Genomic DNA, 18,815 nt, shown 5'->3' on the forward strand with positions numbered 1-18,815 from the left:
CTCGACCATTGTCAAGCCGCACGGGCGTGGTTATCCCAGATGCGGGAGTCTGGCCGGCCAGACAGAGGAGCGAAGCCGTTTGCCTAAGAAGCGTGTCACATTGGCCGATGTTGCCCGGCTCGCCGGCCTGTCCACGACGGCTGCGTCGATGATCCTGACAGGCAAGACCGACACAAGGCTTTCCGCCGAGGCCCATGACAAGGTGCATGCCGCAGCGGCGAACCTCGGTTATCGGCCCAATGTCGCGGCCCGGGCGCTCCGTACCGACAAGACGCGCTCGATTGCCTTCATCTCGGATTATGTCGCGACCACGCGCTTCGCGAGTGGCCTTATCCGCGGTGCGCTGGCCGCTGCCGAAGAAGCGAAATATGTGATGCTGGTGCTCGAAACCGGAGGGGACCCGGCGCGCGAGATCAAGGCGGTGCAGGCAGCGCTCGACCGCCAGGTGGACGGGTTGATCTTCGCCGCGATGCGGGCGCGCGAAGTGTTCGTGCCCGATGTGGTGCTAAATGCGCCGGTGGTGATGCTGAACGGGACCAGTGCCCGTTTCCCGCTATCGGTGCTTCCGGATGAATACCGGGGCGGACGCGACGCGGTGCGGTTGTTGCTCGAAGCGGGCATCGACCGCGATATCGTGCTTCTGGGGCACAATGCCGAGGCGGAAGAGGGCATGTTCCGCTCGGAGATGATCACGCGGCGACTGGCCGGCATAAGGGACGCGATGAGTGACGCGGGTCTTCGGTTCACGGAAGAACTCAGCTGCTGGGACTGGGAGCCGAACCACGGCTACACGCTGTCGACGGAGCTTCTGTCGCGAAGGCGGCCACAAGCCATTCTCTGCCTCAATGACCGACTGGCCTTTGGCGCCTATCAGGCGCTGGCGGAAGCCGGGCTGAGCGTGCCCGGCGATGTCTCGATCGTCTCTTTCGACAACGACGAGATAGCGTCCTATCTGCGGCCGGGACTGACCACTATCGCGCTGCCGCATGAGGAGATGGGTCGGGCAGCGGTCGAGCTTTTGTTGCAGCCCAACCCCCAAAGCGGTGCCATGCTGGCCATGCCCGTCATCGAGCGCGGCTCGATCCGGAACGTCTCGTAAGCGCCGACAGGGCGACCATTTCCAAGCGTCAGGCGTCGAAGGGAAATACGTTCGGGCGGAGACGCTTGTAGGGCAGGGTGGTGATCTTGCTGGTGCATGGGCCCGGGGTCGAAACCGTGTACGACCCACGCATGATCTTGTCATAGGCCCGGCGATGCTGGACGGCGGCCTTGATGCCGACGGCCTTCAGCGTCTCGGGGATAATGCCCTGAGAACGCAATTGTCCCAGGTCTGCGGGCGCCATGCGGTCCGAACTCAGCAGGATGGTCACGCCGGCGACCTCGATGACGGCCGATGGGCCCATGTCGATATTAACGCCGCGCGAGGCCACGATGTGGCTGTTCCGATCCTCAAGCACATATTTGCCGTCGCTTCTGCGCAGAAAAATGCCTTCAACTTCGAGGGGGCCGGCGCCAAGCGCGCTGCCCTTGCCGCCGATCGTGAGCTTCACCTTCTCGCCTGGCTGCGCGTCGGCAAGCGCGGCAACTGCCTCCGCATCGGCAATCGCAACGGCTGCATTTGTGATGCCATGGCGAAGGAAGGCACGCAGAACGGCCGTGTCGTCGCCCGGTGCCCCGCCGCCGATATTGTCTGACGGCTCCACAATCAGATAGGGGCCGCCGACGTTGCTCTTGGACTTGATCTCGAGCACCGCTTCATCAAGGTCCCATTCGGGCGGCTGCCCCAGTTCCCGCAGGTCAATGGCGAGTCTTTCGAGCCGGTCCAGGGCATCCATTGCATCTTCCGTGGAGCCGGTCGTTGCAACGGAAAAGGCGACACCGGCCGACGGCACGTCTGAAAAGGAGTAGCCGCCGATGACATTGGCGATCCATATGCCATTGCCCTCCCCCTCGATCTGGCGGGCGAGCGCTTCAAGATCCTTCATGGGGCGGTCAGCTGTGCCCGTGCCGGGTGGTGCCCACATGACGGGGGCGTTGCGCGTATACATGCGTGGCAACACGCCCTCGGCAAGGCTGCGGGCGAGCAGCCGGGCCGACAGCACGGCCATGTCCCGGCTGTCGGTATGCGGATTCTCCCGATAGGCCACGAGGCAATTTGCGCCTTCCGACATCAGCTCGGTGAAATTGGCATGAAGATCGAAGACGCCGAAGATCGGCAGGTTCTCTGCACCCGGAACGGCGCGGATCATCCGCAGCAGGTCGCCTTCCACGTCCACGCTTTGGGTGGTGACATGAGCGCCATGCAAGGACAGCCAGATGCCATCAAGCGGACCACTGGCGAGGCTCTGGCGCAGCGCCGTCAACAACTCATTGGTGAATTGGACAAACACCGCGTGATCCACAGGTCCTGCGGGCGCAGCGTGGTAATCATTGACCGGAATGACGGTCCATTCCTCCTCGTCAGCGACCTCCAGAAACCCGTCAATCGTCGACGCGTCGCCGCGTCTGGCGAGAAGCTCAGCGCCGCGCCTGATCGAAAAGTCGGACAAGAAAGTCCCCTGCTCGACAAAAGAATGGGTCTCATGGAACAGGGCTGCAATGAGAATTGTCTTTGTCATGTCCGTTTCCGTTCTCAAGTAGTCAGAGCGCGGCGCAGTGAACTTCTTGCGGCGAGTGCGTCGTGAACTAGGCTATATTGCTGGAAGCTGGCGTGTGTAAATGTAGTCGAGTCCGGTACCAGTACGTGCCTGGCGGCGGAATCGATAAAATTTCAATTCAATAATACTTGCGAGTATCTCGTATATTATTGCCATTGACAGTGGCATTTAAAGCCTACTTAGATTTGGGAAAGAGCAGAACTTCCGATTGTTCCGTTGGGTGGAACAATCGCTATCGCCTGGAGGCTTTGGGGGATTTATGCGCGTTTTCGCAGCATCTTTGGCAACCGAGACCAACACGTTCTCGCCTATTTTTACGGATCGCAGCGGCTTCGAAACAGCCTTCTATTGTCCTCCCGGGACCCATCCGGATACGCCAACCCTGTGTTCGGGCCCGATGGTGGCAGCGCGGCGGAGGGCCAAGACAGATGGCTTTACGCTGATCGAGGGCACAGCGACCTGGGCCGAGCCGGCGGGTCTTATTTCACGAGAGGCCTATGAAAGCCTCCGCGATGAAATCCTCGATCAGCTCCGGGCAGCCATGCCCGTCGATATCGTTATCTATGGCCTTCACGGCGCCATGGTTGCGCGGGGCTATGACGATCCAGAGGGCGATCTTCTGGCTCGTACGCGCGAAATCGTGGGGCCCGATGTGGTGATTGGCGCCGAGCTCGACATGCACCATCATCTGACGCGCCTGCGGGTCGATAGCGCTGACATTCTAGTCGCGTTCAAGGAATTCCCGCATACCGATTTTCTGGCGCGCGCAGAGGATTTGATGGAGCTCTGCCTGCGGGCCGCGCGCGGTGAGATTCACCCCGTCACCGAAGTGTTCGACATGCGCTCGCTGGTCTCGAGCTTCATGACCAGTCGCGAGCCTGGCCGCAGCTTTGTCGACCGTCTCCTCGCCATGGAGGGCAAGGACGGGATCCTCTCGATTTCAGTGACGCACGGGTTCACGCCGGCTGACGTGCCTGATGTTGGCTGCAAGGTTTTCGTGGTTGCCGATGGCGAGGCGAACCGTGGCAAGGCCAAGGCGCTGGCGGAATCTCTGGGGCGTGAAATCCTCGCCTGGCCGCCTGGCTCATCCTCTCCGCCGCATTTCAAGCCGGCAGAAGCTGTGGCGCAGGCCCTGCGGGAGCCGAGCCAGCCGATCGTCTTCGCCGACCGTTGGGATAGTCCCGGCGGCGGCGTTGCCGGGGATTCGTCTGTCATGGTCCGCGAGCTGCTCGCGCATCCGGAAATTCCCTCGGCCATTGGCGCGCTGTGGGACCCGGTAGCCGTGCAATTTTGTCGCGCGGCCGGGGCAGGCGAAACCATCCGCCTGCGTTTTTGCGGCAAGGTTGCGGAAACTTCGGGCACACCCATTGATGCCCATGTCTTCATCAAGGCCGTGAGCGACGACCTGCTGATCCCTTTCGAGCAGAGCTGGGTCTCTCTCGGGCCCGCGGCTGCGATCAGCATCGGCAATGTCGATATTGTGCTCGTGACCGGTCGCGCCCAGACATTCAGCCCTCCGGCTTTCACCAATCTCGGGATCGACCTGGGGCAAAAAAAGATGGTGGTGGTGAAGTCCTCCAATCATTTCTACGCGGCGTTTTCCAAGATTGCCGCGGCCATTCATTATCTCGATACGGGGGGGGCCTTTCCGAGCGATCCACGCAAGATCGCCTATACAAAACTGCGTCGCCCGATCGCGCCGCTGGATCGCAATCCGCTTCTGTAGCGCCGGTGCAAGGGACCGTCGGGCTGGGATGGAAATGGGCTGCCGGAGAGGTTGCAGTTGTTTCTTGAGGTGGAACACGGCGTGATTGACGCCCCACAGGAGCGTCCATAGCCTGCGATGGAGGGAAGTTGTGGCGCCTTGAGGGAGGTGCCGCAATACAGCCGGTGATCCGGCACAATCTGATGATTGGAATTTGGGGTCGATGGGTCCGGCGACGCTTGTCGCTGGCCAGCGAGGGGAGTCGTATGCGCATCGCCGTCATCTATATCGGCCAAGAGACGAACGACTTTAATCCGCAGCCGACGACGCTGAAGGACTACGAGTCCTTCGGCATATTCGAAGGCCAGGAGATCACCGATCGCATGACGGCCTCCGGTCAGATCGGCGGCTTTTTCCAGGCAATCGCCGACTCCAAGCTCGACATCGAGGTGGTCCCAATCATCCGGGCCTGGTCGTGCGCCGGCGGGCGCATCACCAATGACGCTTTCGAGCATTTCCAGCGCAAGATCGAGGCGGGGCTTGCTGCGGCCGGTCAGATCGACGGGCTGGCGCTGCAGCTGCACGGCGCCTGTGCGGCCGAAGATCTCGACGACGTCGAGGGCGCGCAGGCGGCGCTATGCCGGAAAATCCTCGGTCCAGATGTCCCGATCGTCCTGGGGCTCGACCATCACGCCAATATCACTCAGCAGATCATCGACAACGTCGATGCCATCGTTGGGCATCGGACGCAGCCTCACGACGTCTTCGATACCGGGGTGATCGGCACCGAGCTTCTGCTCAAGATCATTTCCGAGAACCTCAGGCCAACCACGGCATGGCGGAAAATCCCGCTGGTGTCGCACCAGGAAAAGTTTCTCACCGCCCACGGGCCGATGAAGATCTGGTTCGACCGGGCCCGCGCCATGGAAGCGGACAAAAGGGTTCTGCAGGCGTCAAACTATCCGATGCAGCCCTGGCTCGACGTGGCGGAGGGGGGCTGGTCGACGGTCGTGGTCACCGACAACGACCAGGCGCTGGCAGAGGAGCTCGCCGACGAACTCGCCGATCTCTGCTGGTCCCTGCGCGACGCATTCCAGGAACGGGAGGCCGTGGACGTCGATGCAGCGGTCGTGATGGCCGACGCTGAAACCGATGGATTCGTCGTCCTGTCTGACACCGGAGACACGGTGTTCGGTGGGGCTGCCGGCGACAGCAATGTCATCCTGGAAGCCGTGCTTCGTCTGGGCACCAAGAAGCCCATTTTAATTCCGATGATCTCTCCGAGGGCGGCCCGCCAATTGGCAGACGCTGGAGAAGGCGCGCAGGTCACCATCGATCTCGGCGGCGATGCGGCGCCGGAGTTCTTTACGCCCATCACGGTCACCGGAACTGTTCGAAAGGTCGGCGGCGGGCGGCTCAATATCGTGGAGGGGCACCACGGCGAGATCGACCTTGGTGTTGCCGTCATTTTCGATGTCGGCCCGGTCACCATGATGATCACCGAGCTGCGTGGCCTCGCCGGCAATCTGCCCGAGCTCTATGAGGCCTTTGGGGTCGACCCGCGCGATTATGGGATTGCGGTGCTCAAGACCGCCTCCAACTTCCAGTATTTTTCCAAGATTGCCAGCTGCGTCATCCGGGCAGACACGCCCGGGCCGGGACAGTCCGACGTTTTTACCCTGCCGTGGAAGCGCATTCCGCGACCTATCTATCCGCTCGATCCAGTCGCGGACTGGCGTGCCGTCTCAACGATGCCGGGGGGAGGGGGCGCCGCACCGTCACATCGTTTCGTCTAGTTCGTTACGTGCCTCATTTTTCTTTTTGAAGACCATGGGAGACACTACCGTGAAGAAGAGACTGATCAGACCACTCCGGCTTCTGGGCGCTGCGCTGCTGACCGCAGCCATGCCGCTCGCCATCACAACCGGCCTGGCGCCAACAGCCGCCTTTGCCCAGGAACTCAAGGGCGGGCCGCTCAGGGTCGCCATCCTGGCCGACATGACCAATTTCGATCCCCAGCAGTTCTCGACAGTGAATTTCTTCCTGATCAAGAACCTCTATGACAGCCTGGTGGAATATACGCCCGAGGGCGAAGCGATCCCCAGCCTCGCCACCGAATGGGCCATCGCCGACGACAGTACATCGGTCACTGTAAAGCTGCGTGACGACGTGACATTCGGCGCGAGTGGCAATGCCTTCACATCGGCTGATGTCGCTGCCACCCTCGTCAAGGCGGCCGATCCGGCCCGTGGCAAGAACGTCTACGCCACCATGGGCATCGTCAAGGACTGGGAAACACCGGACGCGCACACGCTCAAGATCAATTTCAATGCGCCGGTTCCCGAGCGCCAGATCCTTGATCTCCTGCAGTTCATGATTCCGATCGAGGCTGCCGGCATCGACACTGTCGAAGACGTGCCAGCCGGTACAGGCCCCTACATTCTCGACAGCCGAACCGTTGGCCAGTCGGTCGTGCTCAAGAGGAACCCCAATTACTGGCGTTCCGGCGAGCCGACCCTCGATACGCTCGAGTTCACGATCTTCAGCGACGACGCATCGGCCTCGGCCGCATTGGAATCCGGTGCTGCAGACATTGTCTATAATGGAACAGCGCGCAGTGCGGTTCGCCTCGAGGCCGCCGGGTATCAGGTGCTGCGTGGCCCCGGTCCGCTAACGCAGGTGTTCCGTATCAACGCCACCAAGGAGCCCTTCACTAACCAGAAATTCCGTCAGGCCTTCAACTATCTGATGGATCGCGAAGGCATGTTGAAGATTGGCTATGCAGGCCTTGGTGAGCCCGTGGCCCTTCCCTGGGCTCCAGCCAGCCCGGCGTTCGACGCGAGCTATACCGACACGTACGCGTTCGACATCGAAAAGGCCAAGGCCCTGCTGGCCGAAAGTGGTCTCACCCCCGAGCAGCAAAGCGACTGGAAGCTCCTGACCTATGGCACCGACCAGCCTGCGGTGGCGATCAGCCAGATCCTCCAAAGCACGCTGACCGAGGTCGGGATCAATGTCGAACTCGATATCCGGCAGGGGTCTGAATATGTCGACGCGCAACTGGCGGGTGACTTCCACACCACCTTTGGCGCGGTGGGCAATATCCAGAAGTTCCCCACGCGCGTGGCGACCAATTCGATCTATCGCATCGCCAACAACCCGGTCCTGAAAGACCCGCATCCGTTCTCTGACTATGTCGAGGCGATCAAGCGTATCGAGAGCACGCCGGGCCCGGCGGACGCCGTCAAGGCGGCCTACGACAACCTCAATGAAGTGCTGGTGGAAGCGTCCTTCGCCATTCCGACCAATACCTTCGATGTCGGCTTGATCGTGGCTTCGCCCAAGCTCGATGGCTTCACCCTGGATATGGACAACCTTCTGGTTGCTCGTACCCTCGGCTTTACGGAGTAATCATGACGGGTACCGCGCGGCCAGCAGACAGCTCTGCCATCGAACCAGTCCTTTCGGTTCGCAATCTGAAGGTGGAGTTTCTTGGGTCTGGTCGTGCGGTGCCCGTGGTGCGCGGGATCGATTTCGATGTCTATCCCAATGAGGTGCTCTGCATCGTTGGCGAGAGCGGCTCGGGGAAAAGCGTAACTTCCTTGGCGGTCACCGGCCTTCTGCCGCCCACCGCCAGGGTTTCCGGCTCCGTCAGGATCGGGCAAACCAACGTGATCGGCGCGGCGCCGGAAACGCTCCGCCAGATGCGCGGACGCGATGTCGGTTTTATCTTCCAGGACCCATCGACAACCCTCAATCCGGTTTTGCCGGTCGGACGCCAGATTACCGAGGGCCAGGTCGCACACGGGCTGCTGGCAAAGAGCGAAGCGCCGCAGCGGGCGGTATCGCTATTGCGTGAGGTCGATATTGCCGACCCGGAGGGCCGGGCGCAGCAGTATCCGCACGAGTTTTCCGGTGGTATGCGCCAGCGCGCCGTCATCGCCATGGCCATGGCCGGGCAACCTAATCTGATCATTGCTGACGAGCCCACGACCGCGCTGGACGTTACTGTCCAGGCCCAGGTTCTCGCGGTTCTGGCCCGCCGCCAGGCTGAAACCGGGGCCGCGGTTATCCTCATCACCCATGATCTGGGCGTGGTGGCGGAAGTCGCTGATCGCGTGGCGGTCATGTATGGCGGGCGCATTGTCGAAACCGGCCCTGTCCGCGAGCTGTTCAGCGCGCCGCGCCATCCTTACACCCGCGCCCTGCTGCGTTCTATTCCGCGGGTCGATGGACAATCGGACAAGCTGGAGCCCATTCCAGGCCAGCCGCCGACGCCCAGCGACCTGCCGACGGGCTGCACTTTCCATCCGCGCTGCAGCCTCGGGGTGGGTCGGCCGATCTGCCAATCCGAGGATCCGGCACTCGTTGCGGTGACGCCGAAACAGCAGGCGGCCTGCCACTTTGCTCGGGAGATTGCCCTCGAAGCTGTGGTCGCTACGCCGCGTGAGGCGCCGGGATCGGTCGCCGACAAGGCGCCGCTGCTGATTGTTGAAGACCTCAAGGTCCATTTCCCGATCCGCAAGGGCATCTTGCGACGAACAGTTGGCCATGTGCGGGCGGTCGACGGCGTCAGTCTGTCGGTTCGGCCGGGAGAGACGGTGAGCCTCGTCGGGGAGTCCGGTTGCGGCAAGACGACGACCGGACGGACGATCATGGGCCTCGTCAAGGCAACATCGGGCAAGATCGCCTTCGAAGGCAAGAGCATCCGGGATCTCGGACGCGGCGAGATGCGGCTCGCCCGGCGCCAGATGCAGTATATTTTTCAGGACCCATATTCCTCGCTCAATCCGGTTCTGCCGGTGGCCGACATCGTGGCCGAACCGCTGCGAATTCATGGGATTTATGAAGAGTTTGGCGGCGAAAATCATATTGCCGAGCTCTTTGACATGGTGGGTCTGTCGCGCACGATGATGGGCCGCCTGCCATCGGAGTTTTCGGGCGGGCAGCGGCAGCGTATCGGGATCGCGCGGGCGCTTTCGCTTCGGCCGCGCCTCTTGATCCTCGATGAACCTGTGGCGGCGCTCGACGTCTCCATTCAGGCGCAAGTGATCAACCTGCTTCAGGAATTGCAGCGCGAGCTGGGGCTCGCCTATCTCTTCATTGCCCACAATCTTTCGGTTGTCCGGCATATCTCAGACCGCGTGGCGGTGATGTATCTGGGCAAGATCGTCGAGGAGAGCACGCGGGACGAGCTCTATGATCGGCCGGTGCATCCCTATACGCAGAGCCTGTTATCAGCGGCCCCGGTGCCGGATCCGGCGGTGCGGGACAGTCGGCGGCGCATTGTCCTCGAAGGCGAAATTCCAAATCCGGCCAAGCCGCCCAGCGGCTGCACTTTTCATCCGCGCTGTTTTCGCGCCACCTCAGTCTGCGCGACTGAGGCGCCTGAATTCCTCCCCTATGGACAATCGCAAACCCGCGTTGCCTGCCATCATGCCGGGCCTCTGCTCGATCCGGTGGGCAAGAGCGTGGAGGTGGCATCATGACCAAGCTGCGCGCGCTTTTGGGCGATATCGGTCAGCACCGTGGGGTGATGCTGGCGGTTATATACCTTGCGGTCCTTATCTTTTTGGCAGCGCTGGCAGAATTTCTGCCGCTCAAGCCGTTCCAACAAAATCTGGTGCGCTCGCTCGAGGGGCCGTCCGGTGCGGCCCTGTTCGGCACGGATGAGCTCGGGCGGGATATCCTCTCCCGCGTGATCTTCGGGGCGCGCACCTCGCTGCTGACGGCTGGGGCGGCGGTGTTGATCGCCGTGTCCATCGGGGTGCCGATAGGCCTCATAGCCGGGTTTTTCGGCGGCTGGCGGGATGCGGTGCTGATGCGGTTTGTCGACGTCCTGCTCGCCTTGCCGGCAATCCTCTTTGCCATGGCGATGATCGCCGTGTTCGGGCGCAGCCAGATGGCGGCTTTTATAGCGGTGGGCATTACCGGCGTTCCGAGCTTTGCGCGCATCACCAGAGCCCAGGTGCTGTCGCTCAAGAAACGCGATTTTGTGACGGCGGTGGAAGCCTTTGGTGGGTCGTCTACCTACAATATGTTCCGCACCATCCTGCCCAATTCGTGGAGCCCGATCCTTGTTCAGGTGGTGGTGCTCTGTTCGGTCGCCATCCTGCTCGAAGCGGCGCTGGCCTTCCTCGGGGTCGGGGTGCCGCCGCCGACCCCGAGTTGGGGGGAGATGCTGGGGACTGGAAAGTCCTATCTCTATGAGGCGCCTTATTATGCGGTGCTGCCGGGGATCGTGCTGACCCTGACCATCCTCTCCTTCGATACGCTGGGGCGCTATCTCGACAATCGGCTGGGCCGGCGCTCGACGCTGGCTGGGGCCAAACTGGAGGGCACGCCATGATCGGCTTTGTTATCAGGCGCTTAGCCCAGCTGCTGCCCGTGGTTTTGATCGCCTCTCTGGGCGTCTGGGGCATGCTTTACGCCGTTCCGGGCGGGCCGATTGGCAGTTTGGTGGGGGAAAATGCGACGCCGGAGCAGATTGCGGCGGTGACGGCGGAGCTGGGGCTCGATCGGCCGGTGCTGGTTCAGTATTTCGATTGGCTGATCAAGGCGCTGATGGGCAATTTCGGCATGTCCATCTTTGGGCGTGAGCCAGTTATGACCTTGATCGGACAGCGTCTTCCGGCGACGTTGCAGTTGGCGGGGGCAGCGACGATCGTGGCGCTGTCGATAGGAATTCCGGTGGCGATCCTCTCGGCTTTGTGGCCGGGATCGTGGATTGACCGGGTCTTGAGCGGCTGGAGCGCGGTGGCGCTGGGGGTGCCGACCTTCTGGCTCGGAATTCTGATGATCCTGCTGTTTGCCGTGCAGTTACGCTGGTTACCCTCGGCCTCAGCCTATGTGCCGATCTGGGTGGATCCGATCGGGGCGATTCGGAACCTTGCCATGCCGGCGCTGACGCTGGGGATCTATGTCTCGGGCATTCTGGCGCGCTTCCTGCGGGCCTCGCTGGTGAGCGAGCTCAATGCCGACTATGTGCGCACGGCGCGATCCAAAGGCTTGCCGGAGCATACAATTGTCGGCGTCCACATCATGCGGAATGCGCTTTTGCCGTTCATCACCATTGTCGGGTTGATGGTGGCAAACTTCATCGGCGGTGCGGTCGTGACCGAAGCGGTGTTCACCTATCCCGGGCTCGGGCGGCTTCTGATCCAGGCGATTTCGACGCGCGACTACCCGCTGATCCAGGGATGTATTGTCGTTATCCTCGTCCTCTACATCCTCATCAATCTCGTCGTCGACGTGCTCTACGCCTATGTCGATCCGCGCATCGACTACAGCTGACCGCATGTGGCATTTGCGGCGAGTTGGTTAGCAGACTGTTAGCATCGAGGCGGGCCGAAATGAGAATTGGTGGTTCCAGCCGAGGTTAGCGGCAGGAACTATCACCACCAGCATGGATTGGATTTGTCTGACTGTCGTGACGCGCGTCGAGAACGCAGCGGATCGACACCCCGACACTATCCAGGAGCATGCCGATGGCGAGCGAGACATCGCAGGACGACGCCCCCAAGCAGGCGCAGCGCGACGACAAGGATGGCGAGCTCGCCATTGTCGGGCGCAGCGTGACGATCAACCGGCCCCGCCACGAGCTTTTTGCCTTCTGGCGCGACTTTTCCAACCTTCCCCAGTTCATGCATGCGGTCGAGAAGATCGACGTCACCGGCGACAGGTCAAGCTGGACCATCAAGGCGCCGGTCGGACAGCATGTGACGCTTGAGACCGAGCTGGTCGAGGTGGTCGAGAACGAGGTGCTGGGCTGGCAGTCGGTCGAGGGGTCTGAGATCAAGACCAAGGGCCGGGTGACTTTCGAGGACGCTCCGGCGGACCGGGGCACGGTGGTCAGCGCCGAGATCGGCTACGAACCGCCCGGCGGTGACCTTGGCAGGCTCTTTGCCAAGATCTTCCAGGCTGAGCCCAATATCCAGGCGCGGCACGAGCTCAAGCGCTTCAAGATGCTCATGGAGGCAGGCGAGATCGCCACCGGGGCCAATCACCACGCCAATGATGGAGAACACTGATGCGCGCACTGACCTGGCACGGCACCAATGATGTGCGCGTTGATACCCATCCCGATCCGGAAATCATCAACCCGCGCGACGCCATCATCAAGATCACCTCGACGGCGATCTGCGGCTCGGATCTGCATCTTTACGACGGGGTGATCCCTGGCATGAAGTCGGGCGATATCCTGGGCCACGAATTTATGGGCGAGGTGGTGGAAACCGGCCCCAAGAGTACGCTTCAGAAGGGCCAGCGGGTCGTCGTTCCCTTCACCATTTCCTGCGGGCAGTGCTTTCACTGCCGCAAGCTGCAGTACTCGGCCTGCGACAATGCCAATCCGGTTGAAAAGCAGGATGCATCCGAAGCGCTCTATGGCCACGGCATGGGCGCCGCATTCGGCTATTCACACCTTACCGGTGGCTATGCCGGCGGGCAGGCGGAATATGTGCGCGTGCCATTTTCCGACGTCGGCCCGATCGTCATCCCGGACGGGATGGAAGACGATGAGGTGCTCTTTCTCTCCGATATCCTGCCAACCGGCTGGATGGCGGCCGAAAATGCCCAGATCGAGCCCGGGGACACGGTGGCCGTCTGGGGCGCTGGCCCGGTGGGGCTGTTTGCGGTGCAAAGCGCGATGCTGATGGGGGCCGAGCAGATCATCTGCATCGACCACCATCCGAACCGGCTGGCGTTGGCCCAGAAGTTCGGGGCCAAGATCATCAACTTCGAAGAGACCCATGTCCGCGAAGCCCTCATGGAGATGACCGGCGGTATCGGACCGGACGCAGTGATCGACGCGGTGGGCATGGAGGCGCACGGCTTTTCGCCGGACAATGTGCTCGATGTCATAAAGCAGAAGATCGCTCCGGGCGCCGATCGGGGCCACGCGCTGCGCCAGGCCATTCTGGCCTGCCGCAAGGGCGGACGCGTTTCTGTGCCGGGTGTCTATGGCGGCATGCTCGACAAGTGGCCGCTCGGCGCGATGATGGAGAAGGGCCTCCAGATCCGGACCGGGCAGACCCATGTGCAGAAATATACCGAGGATCTGCTCAGGCGCATCCAGGAAGGCGAGATCGACACGACCTTCCTGATCAGCCATCGCCTGTCACTCGAAGACGCACCCAAGGGCTACAAGAATTTCCATGATCTGCAGAACGAGTGGATCAAGGTGGTTCTCAAGCCCGGTGGGGTGGCATGACCACGCCCAACGATCTCACGGACAAGGCGCTGGCGATTTTCGCCTTCGCCATGTTCCACCAACTGAGCGGTGGGGAAGTGGTATCCGCAGTGATGACGGCAGATGCCTCGGGTCACCGGATTGACCCCAAGGCTGCAAGCGAACTGCAGCGTTTGGGCCTCGCGCAAATCAGCGGGGACAAATTGATCTTTACGCCCGCTGGCGCGTTGATGCTGTCTCAACTGGTGGATCGCCTTCGCGGCCACTGGTAGCCCCGTTACCACGCGGGAAGCGTGGGAATGCCGAGCCGAGCCTGACGGGCGCGTCTGCGCCGGGCTTGGCTTGTGCGCTTTTAACTCATTGATTTAACTGTGTTATTTATTTCTGCCCCATGTGCCTTTTGGAACGAAGGGGAGGCAGGCCTCGTTGTGTCATCGAGAGCGGCAGCCACAGCCGTATGATGCATGAGGAGTTTGCAAATGAGCAGCGACAATCCCGTTGGGTCTTCTGGCGGCGTATCGTCCTCTCCCATTCCCCCACAGGCCGAGCGCGATCTCAGCAAGGTGGCCGAGACCGCCAAGCATGATCTGGACGCGATCTCGCGGCAGGCGGCAGAGGACGTGAAGGAACTGGGCAACCAGGCCGGCGCCAAGGTTGAAGAGGCCAAGGAGAAAGCCAAATCCTTTGCCGTCGAACAGAAGGATCTGGCTGCAGGCCAGATCGGCGGCATTGCCACGGCCATCAGCAAGGTGGCCGACGAGCTGGATGGTTCCGACCAGCCGGTGGTTGGGCGCTATGCCCGCGACCTCGCCTCGGGCCTGACAAATCTGGGCAAGACCATTGAAGAGCGTGACGTCGATGACCTGATGGGCCTTGCCCAGGACTTCGGCCGCAAGCAGCCACTCGCCTTCCTTGGGGCCGCTGCCCTTGCGGGTTTTGTCGCCAGTCGGTTTGCGATGGCCTCCGCGCATCGGCGCGACAGCAAGGCCTCAGGCGGCGCTTCCGCCAGCGGACAGGGTGGCGCCTATGGCTTTACCCAGAACAGCGGATCCGAACCCGGATCGGTGAATTCGGGTTCGTCCTACGGGAAAACCGGTTCGTCCTATGGGGCGGGTACGCCGGGAAGCGCCACGGGCCAGGGTTCGACTTCCGGCCAGAACGCTCCGTCCGAGGGTTACCGCAGCGAGCTGTCGCAGGCCACCCAGACCGGGCAGAATGATCGGACAGGAGGCTACTGATGGCTGCACCTGAAAGCCGTCCCCTCGGGGAATTGCTGGGCGGGCTGGTCAATGACCTCTCGACCCTCTTCCGCAAGGAAATCCAGCTCGCCAAGGCAGAGGCCGGTGAGAAAGTCTCCCAGACCATGGGCGGCGTGGCTTCCATCGCCATTGGCGGCGTGCTGGCGCTTGGCGCGCTCGGCGTGTTGCTGAGCGCCGTGGTGTCGCTGATCGCAGCCTTTTTCGTCAACCAGGGGATGGACCCAACGATGGCCAATGCCCTGGCTGCTTTCGTGGTCACCGCCATCGTCGGCATCGCCGGCTGGATGTCCATTTCCAAAGGGATCAGCGCCCTCAAGGCGAGCAATCTCAACCTGAACCGCACGGCGGCCTCGCTCAGCCGAGACGCCGACATCGTCAAGGAGCGTCTGTGATGGCATATGACGACGATCAGAAGAGCTCGGCAGAGCTGCAGCGCGAAATCGAAATGCAGCGCAACCGGGTCGAGGACACGATTGACCAGATCCAGGAGAAACTCTCTCCCGGCCAGCTGGTGGACGAGCTGCTCGCCTATACCAAGGGTGGCGGCGGCGAGTTTGTCGCGAGCCTGCAGCGCAATGTGACCGCCAATCCCCTGCCGGTGGCGCTGCTGGGCGTCAGTCTCGCCTGGCTGATGGCGAAGCCGGGGCAGGGCAGTAGCGCTTCTGGCTATTCACGTAATGAGCGGTCCGACCGGGCCTGGGACGAGAGCATCAATCGCAATCGCGGCTATGGCGTCGATGATGACGATGATGATTTCGACGAGTACGAGGACTATCCGGTCACCATTATCTCCGGTGGCAGCATGCAGCGGCTCGGTAGTGTTCGCGATGAGCACGGCCGCAGCTTCAGCGAGTTTGCCGACGACGCCGGCCGAAAGTTCCGGGCCCGTTCTGACGCTACTGGACGGCGCGCGGGGCACTTCATGGATGAGGCCGGCAATCGCTACAAGGGCTTCACCAATGCCGCCGGCGAACAGGTCAAGCACTTCCGCGACGAGGCCGGCAATCTGCTCGATGACGCAACGGGCTGGGCCGCCGAGAACTGGCAGAAGGCCCGCGAGAAGCTGCACGATGCCCGCGACGCGATCAGCTCGGGCGCCGACATGGGCAAGGCGCGTGCTTCCCAGGCCAGTGACGCGATGATGCATCAGGTCGATAGCCTCAACCGCACCATCATGCACCAGTTCCGCGATCAGCCCCTCGTCGGTGGCGCCCTGGCCTTTGCGCTTGGCGCGGCGATGGGCGCGGCCCTGCCGCGGACCGAGCAGGAAGATGCGCTGATGGGCGAGGCGGCTGATGCCGTCAAGGAACGCGTCGGCGAAACCGCGTCCGAGCTTTACGAGCAGGGCCGCGACAAGGCTGCCGAGCTCTATGCCACGGCCAGCGAAAAGACCGGCGAAATCTACCAGCAGGCCAAGGAAGGCCTCGTTGGAGACAATAACCCGGGCACTGGCAGCACTGGCGGCTCCAGCACCATCTGACCGAAAGGGGAGGCCAATGGCCTCCCCGCCTTGCCTTGGGGGAACACATGGACAAGACCGTGCTGCGCAACGCGGCTCAATCGGGACGCGGACGCAATGCGACGGCGCCCACGCAAATTCCTCCCGCCGGCTGGCGGGATATTTGTTGGCGCCTGTTCAAGGCAATTGCCGAGGACCGCATCCTGCTGACGGCAGCCGGCGTGGCGTTTTACGTGCTGCTGGCGCTGGTGCCGACGCTCAATGCCTTCGTGTCCATCTATGGTCTCTTCAACAATCCCGCAGACGCGGTGGGGCACCTCGAACTTCTGGCCGGGATTGTGCCGCCGGGGGCGCTGGGCATCATTCGCGAGCAATTGGTGCGGCTGACCGCAGAGAGCACCGAGCGACTGGGACTGACGCTTCTGGTGTCGCTGGCCATCGCACTCTGGAGCGCCAGCGCCGGGGTGAAGGCCATGTTCGACGCGATGAATATTGCCTATCACGAGAAGGAAAAGCGCTCCTTCCTCGTGTTCAATGGCCTGGCGCTGCTGTTTACGCTGGCCGGTGCGGTCGGGGCGGTGCTGGTGGCGGCGGTGGTAATCGTCATGCCGCTGATCATCGCCTATCTGCCCGGCGGGGATGGGCTGGCGTGGACGGTGCGGGTGGCGGCCTATGCGATGATGCTGGCAGTGATTTCGCTGGCACTGGCCGCGCTCTATCGCTGGGGGCCAAGCCGGCAGAACGCCAAGTGGCGCTGGATTACGCCCGGGACGATCCTTGCCGTGCTGGCGCTGGGCCTCACCTCGATTGCCTTCTCCTGGTATGTCGCGAATTTTTCCGACGACAATGCGGCCTATGGCTCGCTGGGGGCGGTGATCGGCCTCATGACTTGGCTGTGGATTTCGGTAACTCTGGTTATCGTCGGGGCGGAGCTGAATTCGGAAATCGAGCACCAGACGGCGCATGATACGACGAGCGGGCCGGCCCAGCAGTTGGGCGCGCGCGGGGCGCATATGGCCGACAGTGTGGGGGAAACCTGGCCGCGCGCCAAGAAGGGCGTCGAGGCTGAGACCACCCATCGAGTGCGGCAGCGGTTTCCGGTGAAATCGCTGGGGTTGGCGCTGGGGGTCTCGGCACTGCTGCGGCGGGGGCAGAGCGACCGGTCGGGACCAACCGAGTGAAACCGGCGGAGTCGGGCTGCGTTATCCCTTCATCGAGAGAAATGGAGTGAGGACCATGCCCAACAGCAAGCGAGATCGCGACCGCGTCGCCGGCCAGCAGGACCATGAGGTCGACTATGAGGCCGGCAAGACCGGCAGCAGCCGGGAAGCGGTGAAGGATGCGGTCAAGACCGCGGGAAACAGCCGCAAGGCGGTGGAAAAGGAACTGGGCAAATGAACAAGCTCGGACTGCCCACCGGACCGGGAACCGCCGACAGGAACGACGTAGCCGACCCCCATCCCACCGAGGAGGAGGATTATGACAAGATCCCCCATCCCGGTGGCGCCAACCCGCCAAAGGACAAGGGGATCGGCCCCAATTCCTATGCCCATGACGGCAAGGCTGCGCCTTTGTCGGACAGCAAAGGATCGGGCCCCGCCCGCGCCAAATAAGAGGCCAAACAAAAGCCCGAAGGGAAATCCTTCGGGCTTTTTGCTGCCGGGTAGTGGCGGCGCCTAGAAGAGGGAATTCATGGTCTCGGGGAAGCTGCCGGTCTTGCCGTTTTCGGGGTCATCGAGGCCGTCGATACGGCGTCGGTCCTCGTCGTCGAGCTCGAAGCCGAAGACATCGAAGTTCTCGGCGATGCGCTCCTCGTGGGTCGACTTGGGGATGACGATGAGGCCCTGGTCCAGTTCCCAGCGCAGGATGATCTGCGAGACGCTCTTGCCGTGCTTTTCGGCGATTTCGGCGATGGTCTCGTTGTCGAGAACAGCGCCGCTGCCGAGGGGGCTGTAGCACTCGATCTTGATGTCGTGCTGGTCGTGATAGCCGCGGATGTCGCGCTGCTGGTACTGCGGGTGCAGTTCGAGCTGGTTGATCACCGGCTTGACCCCGGTTTCGGCAACGACGCGGTCGATGTGGCTGGGCAGGAAGTTCGACACCCCGATGGAGCGGATGCGGCCCTGGTTTTTCAGCTCGACAAGGGCGCGCCAGGCGTCAGCGTATTTGTCCTGTTCGGGCACGGGCCAGTGGATGAGGAACATGTCGAGATAGTCGAGCCCCAGCTTTTCGGCGCTGAGGTCGAAGGCCTTTTTGGCTTCCTCGTAATCGTGGGCGCCATTGCGGAGTTTGGAGGTGATGAAGAGCTGGTCGCGCGGAATGCCGGACTCGGCTATGGCGCGTCCGACGCCTTCCTCGTTGTCGTAGCCCTCGGCAGTGTCGATCAGCCGATAGCCGGAGCGGAGGGCGGCGGCGACAGCCGGATGGGCTTCGTCATCGGGCACCTGCCATACGCCGAAGCCGAGCTGGGGAATGGAATTGCCGTCGTTGAGCGAAATCTGGGGGATGTTGGACATGGCGTTTCTGGTCTCGTCAAAGGGAGTGT

The 18,815-nt window shown here is 62.3% G+C and carries 18 protein-coding genes; 16 read left to right on the top strand and 2 right to left on the bottom strand.

Features of this window, described 5'->3' with window-relative positions; translation table 11 throughout:
• The first annotated feature begins 79 nt into the window (after positions 1 to 79).
• Positions 80 to 1,099 carry a LacI family DNA-binding transcriptional regulator gene (locus tag NYQ88_RS04260; protein WP_275653729.1) on the top strand — a complete coding sequence of 340 codons (1,020 nt, stop codon included), beginning with the start codon at positions 80 to 82 and terminating at the stop codon, positions 1,097 to 1,099.
• Between the two features lie 28 nt (positions 1,100 to 1,127).
• Here NYQ88_RS04260 and NYQ88_RS04265 read toward each other — a convergent pair whose 3' ends face one another.
• Positions 1,128 to 2,618 (bottom strand): M81 family metallopeptidase, encoded by a 1,491-nt coding sequence (locus NYQ88_RS04265; protein WP_275653730.1) that lies wholly within the window; start codon positions 2,616 to 2,618, stop codon positions 1,128 to 1,130.
• 298 nt (positions 2,619 to 2,916) lie between these two features.
• Between NYQ88_RS04265 and NYQ88_RS04270 the strand changes: the two genes are divergently transcribed.
• From NYQ88_RS04270 to NYQ88_RS04340, 15 genes are all read left to right on the top strand, one after another.
• On the top strand, positions 2,917 to 4,383 hold the full coding sequence (locus tag NYQ88_RS04270; protein ID WP_275653731.1) for a M81 family metallopeptidase: 1,467 nt from the start codon (positions 2,917 to 2,919) through the stop codon (positions 4,381 to 4,383).
• A gap of 245 nt (positions 4,384 to 4,628) precedes the next feature.
• The gene (locus tag NYQ88_RS04275) at positions 4,629 to 6,158 is read left to right on the top strand and encodes a M81 family metallopeptidase (protein WP_275653732.1); all 1,530 of its coding nucleotides are present in this window, start codon (positions 4,629 to 4,631) and stop codon (positions 6,156 to 6,158) included.
• Between the two features lie 49 nt (positions 6,159 to 6,207).
• Positions 6,208 to 7,773 (top strand): ABC transporter substrate-binding protein, encoded by a 1,566-nt coding sequence (locus NYQ88_RS04280; RefSeq protein WP_275653733.1) that lies wholly within the window; start codon positions 6,208 to 6,210, stop codon positions 7,771 to 7,773.
• 2 nt (positions 7,774 to 7,775) lie between these two features.
• Positions 7,776 to 9,851 carry an ABC transporter ATP-binding protein gene (locus tag NYQ88_RS04285; protein WP_275653734.1) on the top strand — a complete coding sequence of 692 codons (2,076 nt, stop codon included), beginning with the start codon at positions 7,776 to 7,778 and terminating at the stop codon, positions 9,849 to 9,851.
• Complete coding sequence (locus NYQ88_RS04290) at positions 9,848 to 10,711, top strand: ABC transporter permease (protein ID WP_275653735.1); 864 nt, start codon at positions 9,848 to 9,850, stop codon at positions 10,709 to 10,711. The genes NYQ88_RS04285 and NYQ88_RS04290 overlap by 4 nt, the downstream gene beginning before the upstream one ends.
• On the top strand, positions 10,708 to 11,655 hold the full coding sequence (locus NYQ88_RS04295) for an ABC transporter permease (protein ID WP_275653736.1): 948 nt from the start codon (positions 10,708 to 10,710) through the stop codon (positions 11,653 to 11,655). Before NYQ88_RS04290 ends, NYQ88_RS04295 begins: the two co-directional genes overlap by 4 nt.
• 194 nt (positions 11,656 to 11,849) lie before the next feature.
• Entirely contained in the window at positions 11,850 to 12,392 is a 543-nt protein-coding gene (locus NYQ88_RS04300; RefSeq protein ID WP_275653737.1) for an SRPBCC family protein, read from the top strand.
• The gene (locus tag NYQ88_RS04305; RefSeq protein ID WP_275653738.1) at positions 12,392 to 13,573 is read left to right on the top strand and encodes a zinc-dependent alcohol dehydrogenase; all 1,182 of its coding nucleotides are present in this window, start codon (positions 12,392 to 12,394) and stop codon (positions 13,571 to 13,573) included. Before NYQ88_RS04300 ends, NYQ88_RS04305 begins: the two co-directional genes overlap by 1 nt.
• Positions 13,570 to 13,824: a hypothetical protein gene (locus NYQ88_RS04310; RefSeq protein ID WP_275653739.1), complete on the top strand. Its 255-nt coding sequence runs from the start codon at positions 13,570 to 13,572 to the stop codon at positions 13,822 to 13,824. Before NYQ88_RS04305 ends, NYQ88_RS04310 begins: the two co-directional genes overlap by 4 nt.
• A 207-nt stretch (positions 13,825 to 14,031) precedes the next feature.
• On the top strand, positions 14,032 to 14,790 hold the full coding sequence (locus NYQ88_RS04315) for a hypothetical protein (protein ID WP_275653740.1): 759 nt from the start codon (positions 14,032 to 14,034) through the stop codon (positions 14,788 to 14,790).
• Positions 14,790 to 15,203, top strand: a complete 414-nt coding sequence (locus NYQ88_RS04320) for a phage holin family protein (RefSeq protein WP_275653741.1) — start codon at positions 14,790 to 14,792, stop codon at positions 15,201 to 15,203. Before NYQ88_RS04315 ends, NYQ88_RS04320 begins: the two co-directional genes overlap by 1 nt.
• Positions 15,203 to 16,291 (top strand): DUF3618 domain-containing protein, encoded by a 1,089-nt coding sequence (locus tag NYQ88_RS04325; protein WP_275653742.1) that lies wholly within the window; start codon positions 15,203 to 15,205, stop codon positions 16,289 to 16,291. Before NYQ88_RS04320 ends, NYQ88_RS04325 begins: the two co-directional genes overlap by 1 nt.
• A 47-nt stretch (positions 16,292 to 16,338) precedes the next feature.
• A complete protein-coding gene (locus NYQ88_RS04330) occupies positions 16,339 to 17,451 on the top strand; it encodes a YihY/virulence factor BrkB family protein (protein WP_275653743.1) in 1,113 nt (370 codons plus the stop codon).
• Positions 17,452 to 17,506: 55 nt separating this feature from the next.
• Positions 17,507 to 17,668, top strand: a complete 162-nt coding sequence (locus NYQ88_RS04335) for a DUF3606 domain-containing protein (RefSeq protein WP_275653744.1) — start codon at positions 17,507 to 17,509, stop codon at positions 17,666 to 17,668.
• Positions 17,665 to 17,883: a hypothetical protein gene (locus NYQ88_RS04340; RefSeq protein ID WP_275653745.1), complete on the top strand. Its 219-nt coding sequence runs from the start codon at positions 17,665 to 17,667 to the stop codon at positions 17,881 to 17,883. Before NYQ88_RS04335 ends, NYQ88_RS04340 begins: the two co-directional genes overlap by 4 nt.
• A 63-nt stretch (positions 17,884 to 17,946) precedes the next feature.
• Here the strand turns inward: NYQ88_RS04340 and NYQ88_RS04345 are convergent, their stop codons facing one another.
• Complete coding sequence (locus tag NYQ88_RS04345) at positions 17,947 to 18,786, bottom strand: aldo/keto reductase (RefSeq protein ID WP_275653746.1); 840 nt, start codon at positions 18,784 to 18,786, stop codon at positions 17,947 to 17,949.
• Positions 18,787 to 18,815: the final 29 nt, after the last annotated feature.

It is taken from the genome of Devosia sp. SD17-2 (assembly GCF_029201565.1).
Taxonomy (GTDB): Bacteria; Pseudomonadota; Alphaproteobacteria; order Rhizobiales; family Devosiaceae; genus Devosia.

Excerpts from the sequence above, each read along its gene's own strand:
- NYQ88_RS04340 (WP_275653745.1), top strand. The coding sequence starts at position 17,665 with ATGAACAAGCTCGGACTGCCCACCGGACCGGGAACCGCCGACAGGAAC.
- NYQ88_RS04325 (WP_275653742.1), top strand. The coding sequence starts at position 15,203 with ATGGCATATGACGACGATCAGAAGAGCTCGGCAGAGCTGCAGCGCGAA.
- NYQ88_RS04315 (WP_275653740.1), top strand. The coding sequence starts at position 14,032 with ATGAGCAGCGACAATCCCGTTGGGTCTTCTGGCGGCGTATCGTCCTCT.
- NYQ88_RS04265 (WP_275653730.1), bottom strand. The coding sequence starts at position 2,618 with ATGACAAAGACAATTCTCATTGCAGCCCTGTTCCATGAGACCCATTCT.
- NYQ88_RS04295 (WP_275653736.1), top strand. The coding sequence starts at position 10,708 with ATGATCGGCTTTGTTATCAGGCGCTTAGCCCAGCTGCTGCCCGTGGTT.
- NYQ88_RS04300 (WP_275653737.1), top strand. The coding sequence starts at position 11,850 with ATGGCGAGCGAGACATCGCAGGACGACGCCCCCAAGCAGGCGCAGCGC.
- NYQ88_RS04310 (WP_275653739.1), top strand. The coding sequence starts at position 13,570 with ATGACCACGCCCAACGATCTCACGGACAAGGCGCTGGCGATTTTCGCC.
- NYQ88_RS04335 (WP_275653744.1), top strand. The coding sequence starts at position 17,507 with ATGCCCAACAGCAAGCGAGATCGCGACCGCGTCGCCGGCCAGCAGGAC.
- NYQ88_RS04320 (WP_275653741.1), top strand. The coding sequence starts at position 14,790 with ATGGCTGCACCTGAAAGCCGTCCCCTCGGGGAATTGCTGGGCGGGCTG.
- NYQ88_RS04305 (WP_275653738.1), top strand. The coding sequence starts at position 12,392 with ATGCGCGCACTGACCTGGCACGGCACCAATGATGTGCGCGTTGATACC.
- NYQ88_RS04345 (WP_275653746.1), bottom strand. The coding sequence starts at position 18,786 with ATGTCCAACATCCCCCAGATTTCGCTCAACGACGGCAATTCCATTCCC.
- NYQ88_RS04290 (WP_275653735.1), top strand. The coding sequence starts at position 9,848 with ATGACCAAGCTGCGCGCGCTTTTGGGCGATATCGGTCAGCACCGTGGG.
- NYQ88_RS04330 (WP_275653743.1), top strand. The coding sequence starts at position 16,339 with ATGGACAAGACCGTGCTGCGCAACGCGGCTCAATCGGGACGCGGACGC.
- NYQ88_RS04275 (WP_275653732.1), top strand. The coding sequence starts at position 4,629 with ATGCGCATCGCCGTCATCTATATCGGCCAAGAGACGAACGACTTTAAT.
- NYQ88_RS04270 (WP_275653731.1), top strand. The coding sequence starts at position 2,917 with ATGCGCGTTTTCGCAGCATCTTTGGCAACCGAGACCAACACGTTCTCG.
- NYQ88_RS04285 (WP_275653734.1), top strand. The coding sequence starts at position 7,776 with ATGACGGGTACCGCGCGGCCAGCAGACAGCTCTGCCATCGAACCAGTC.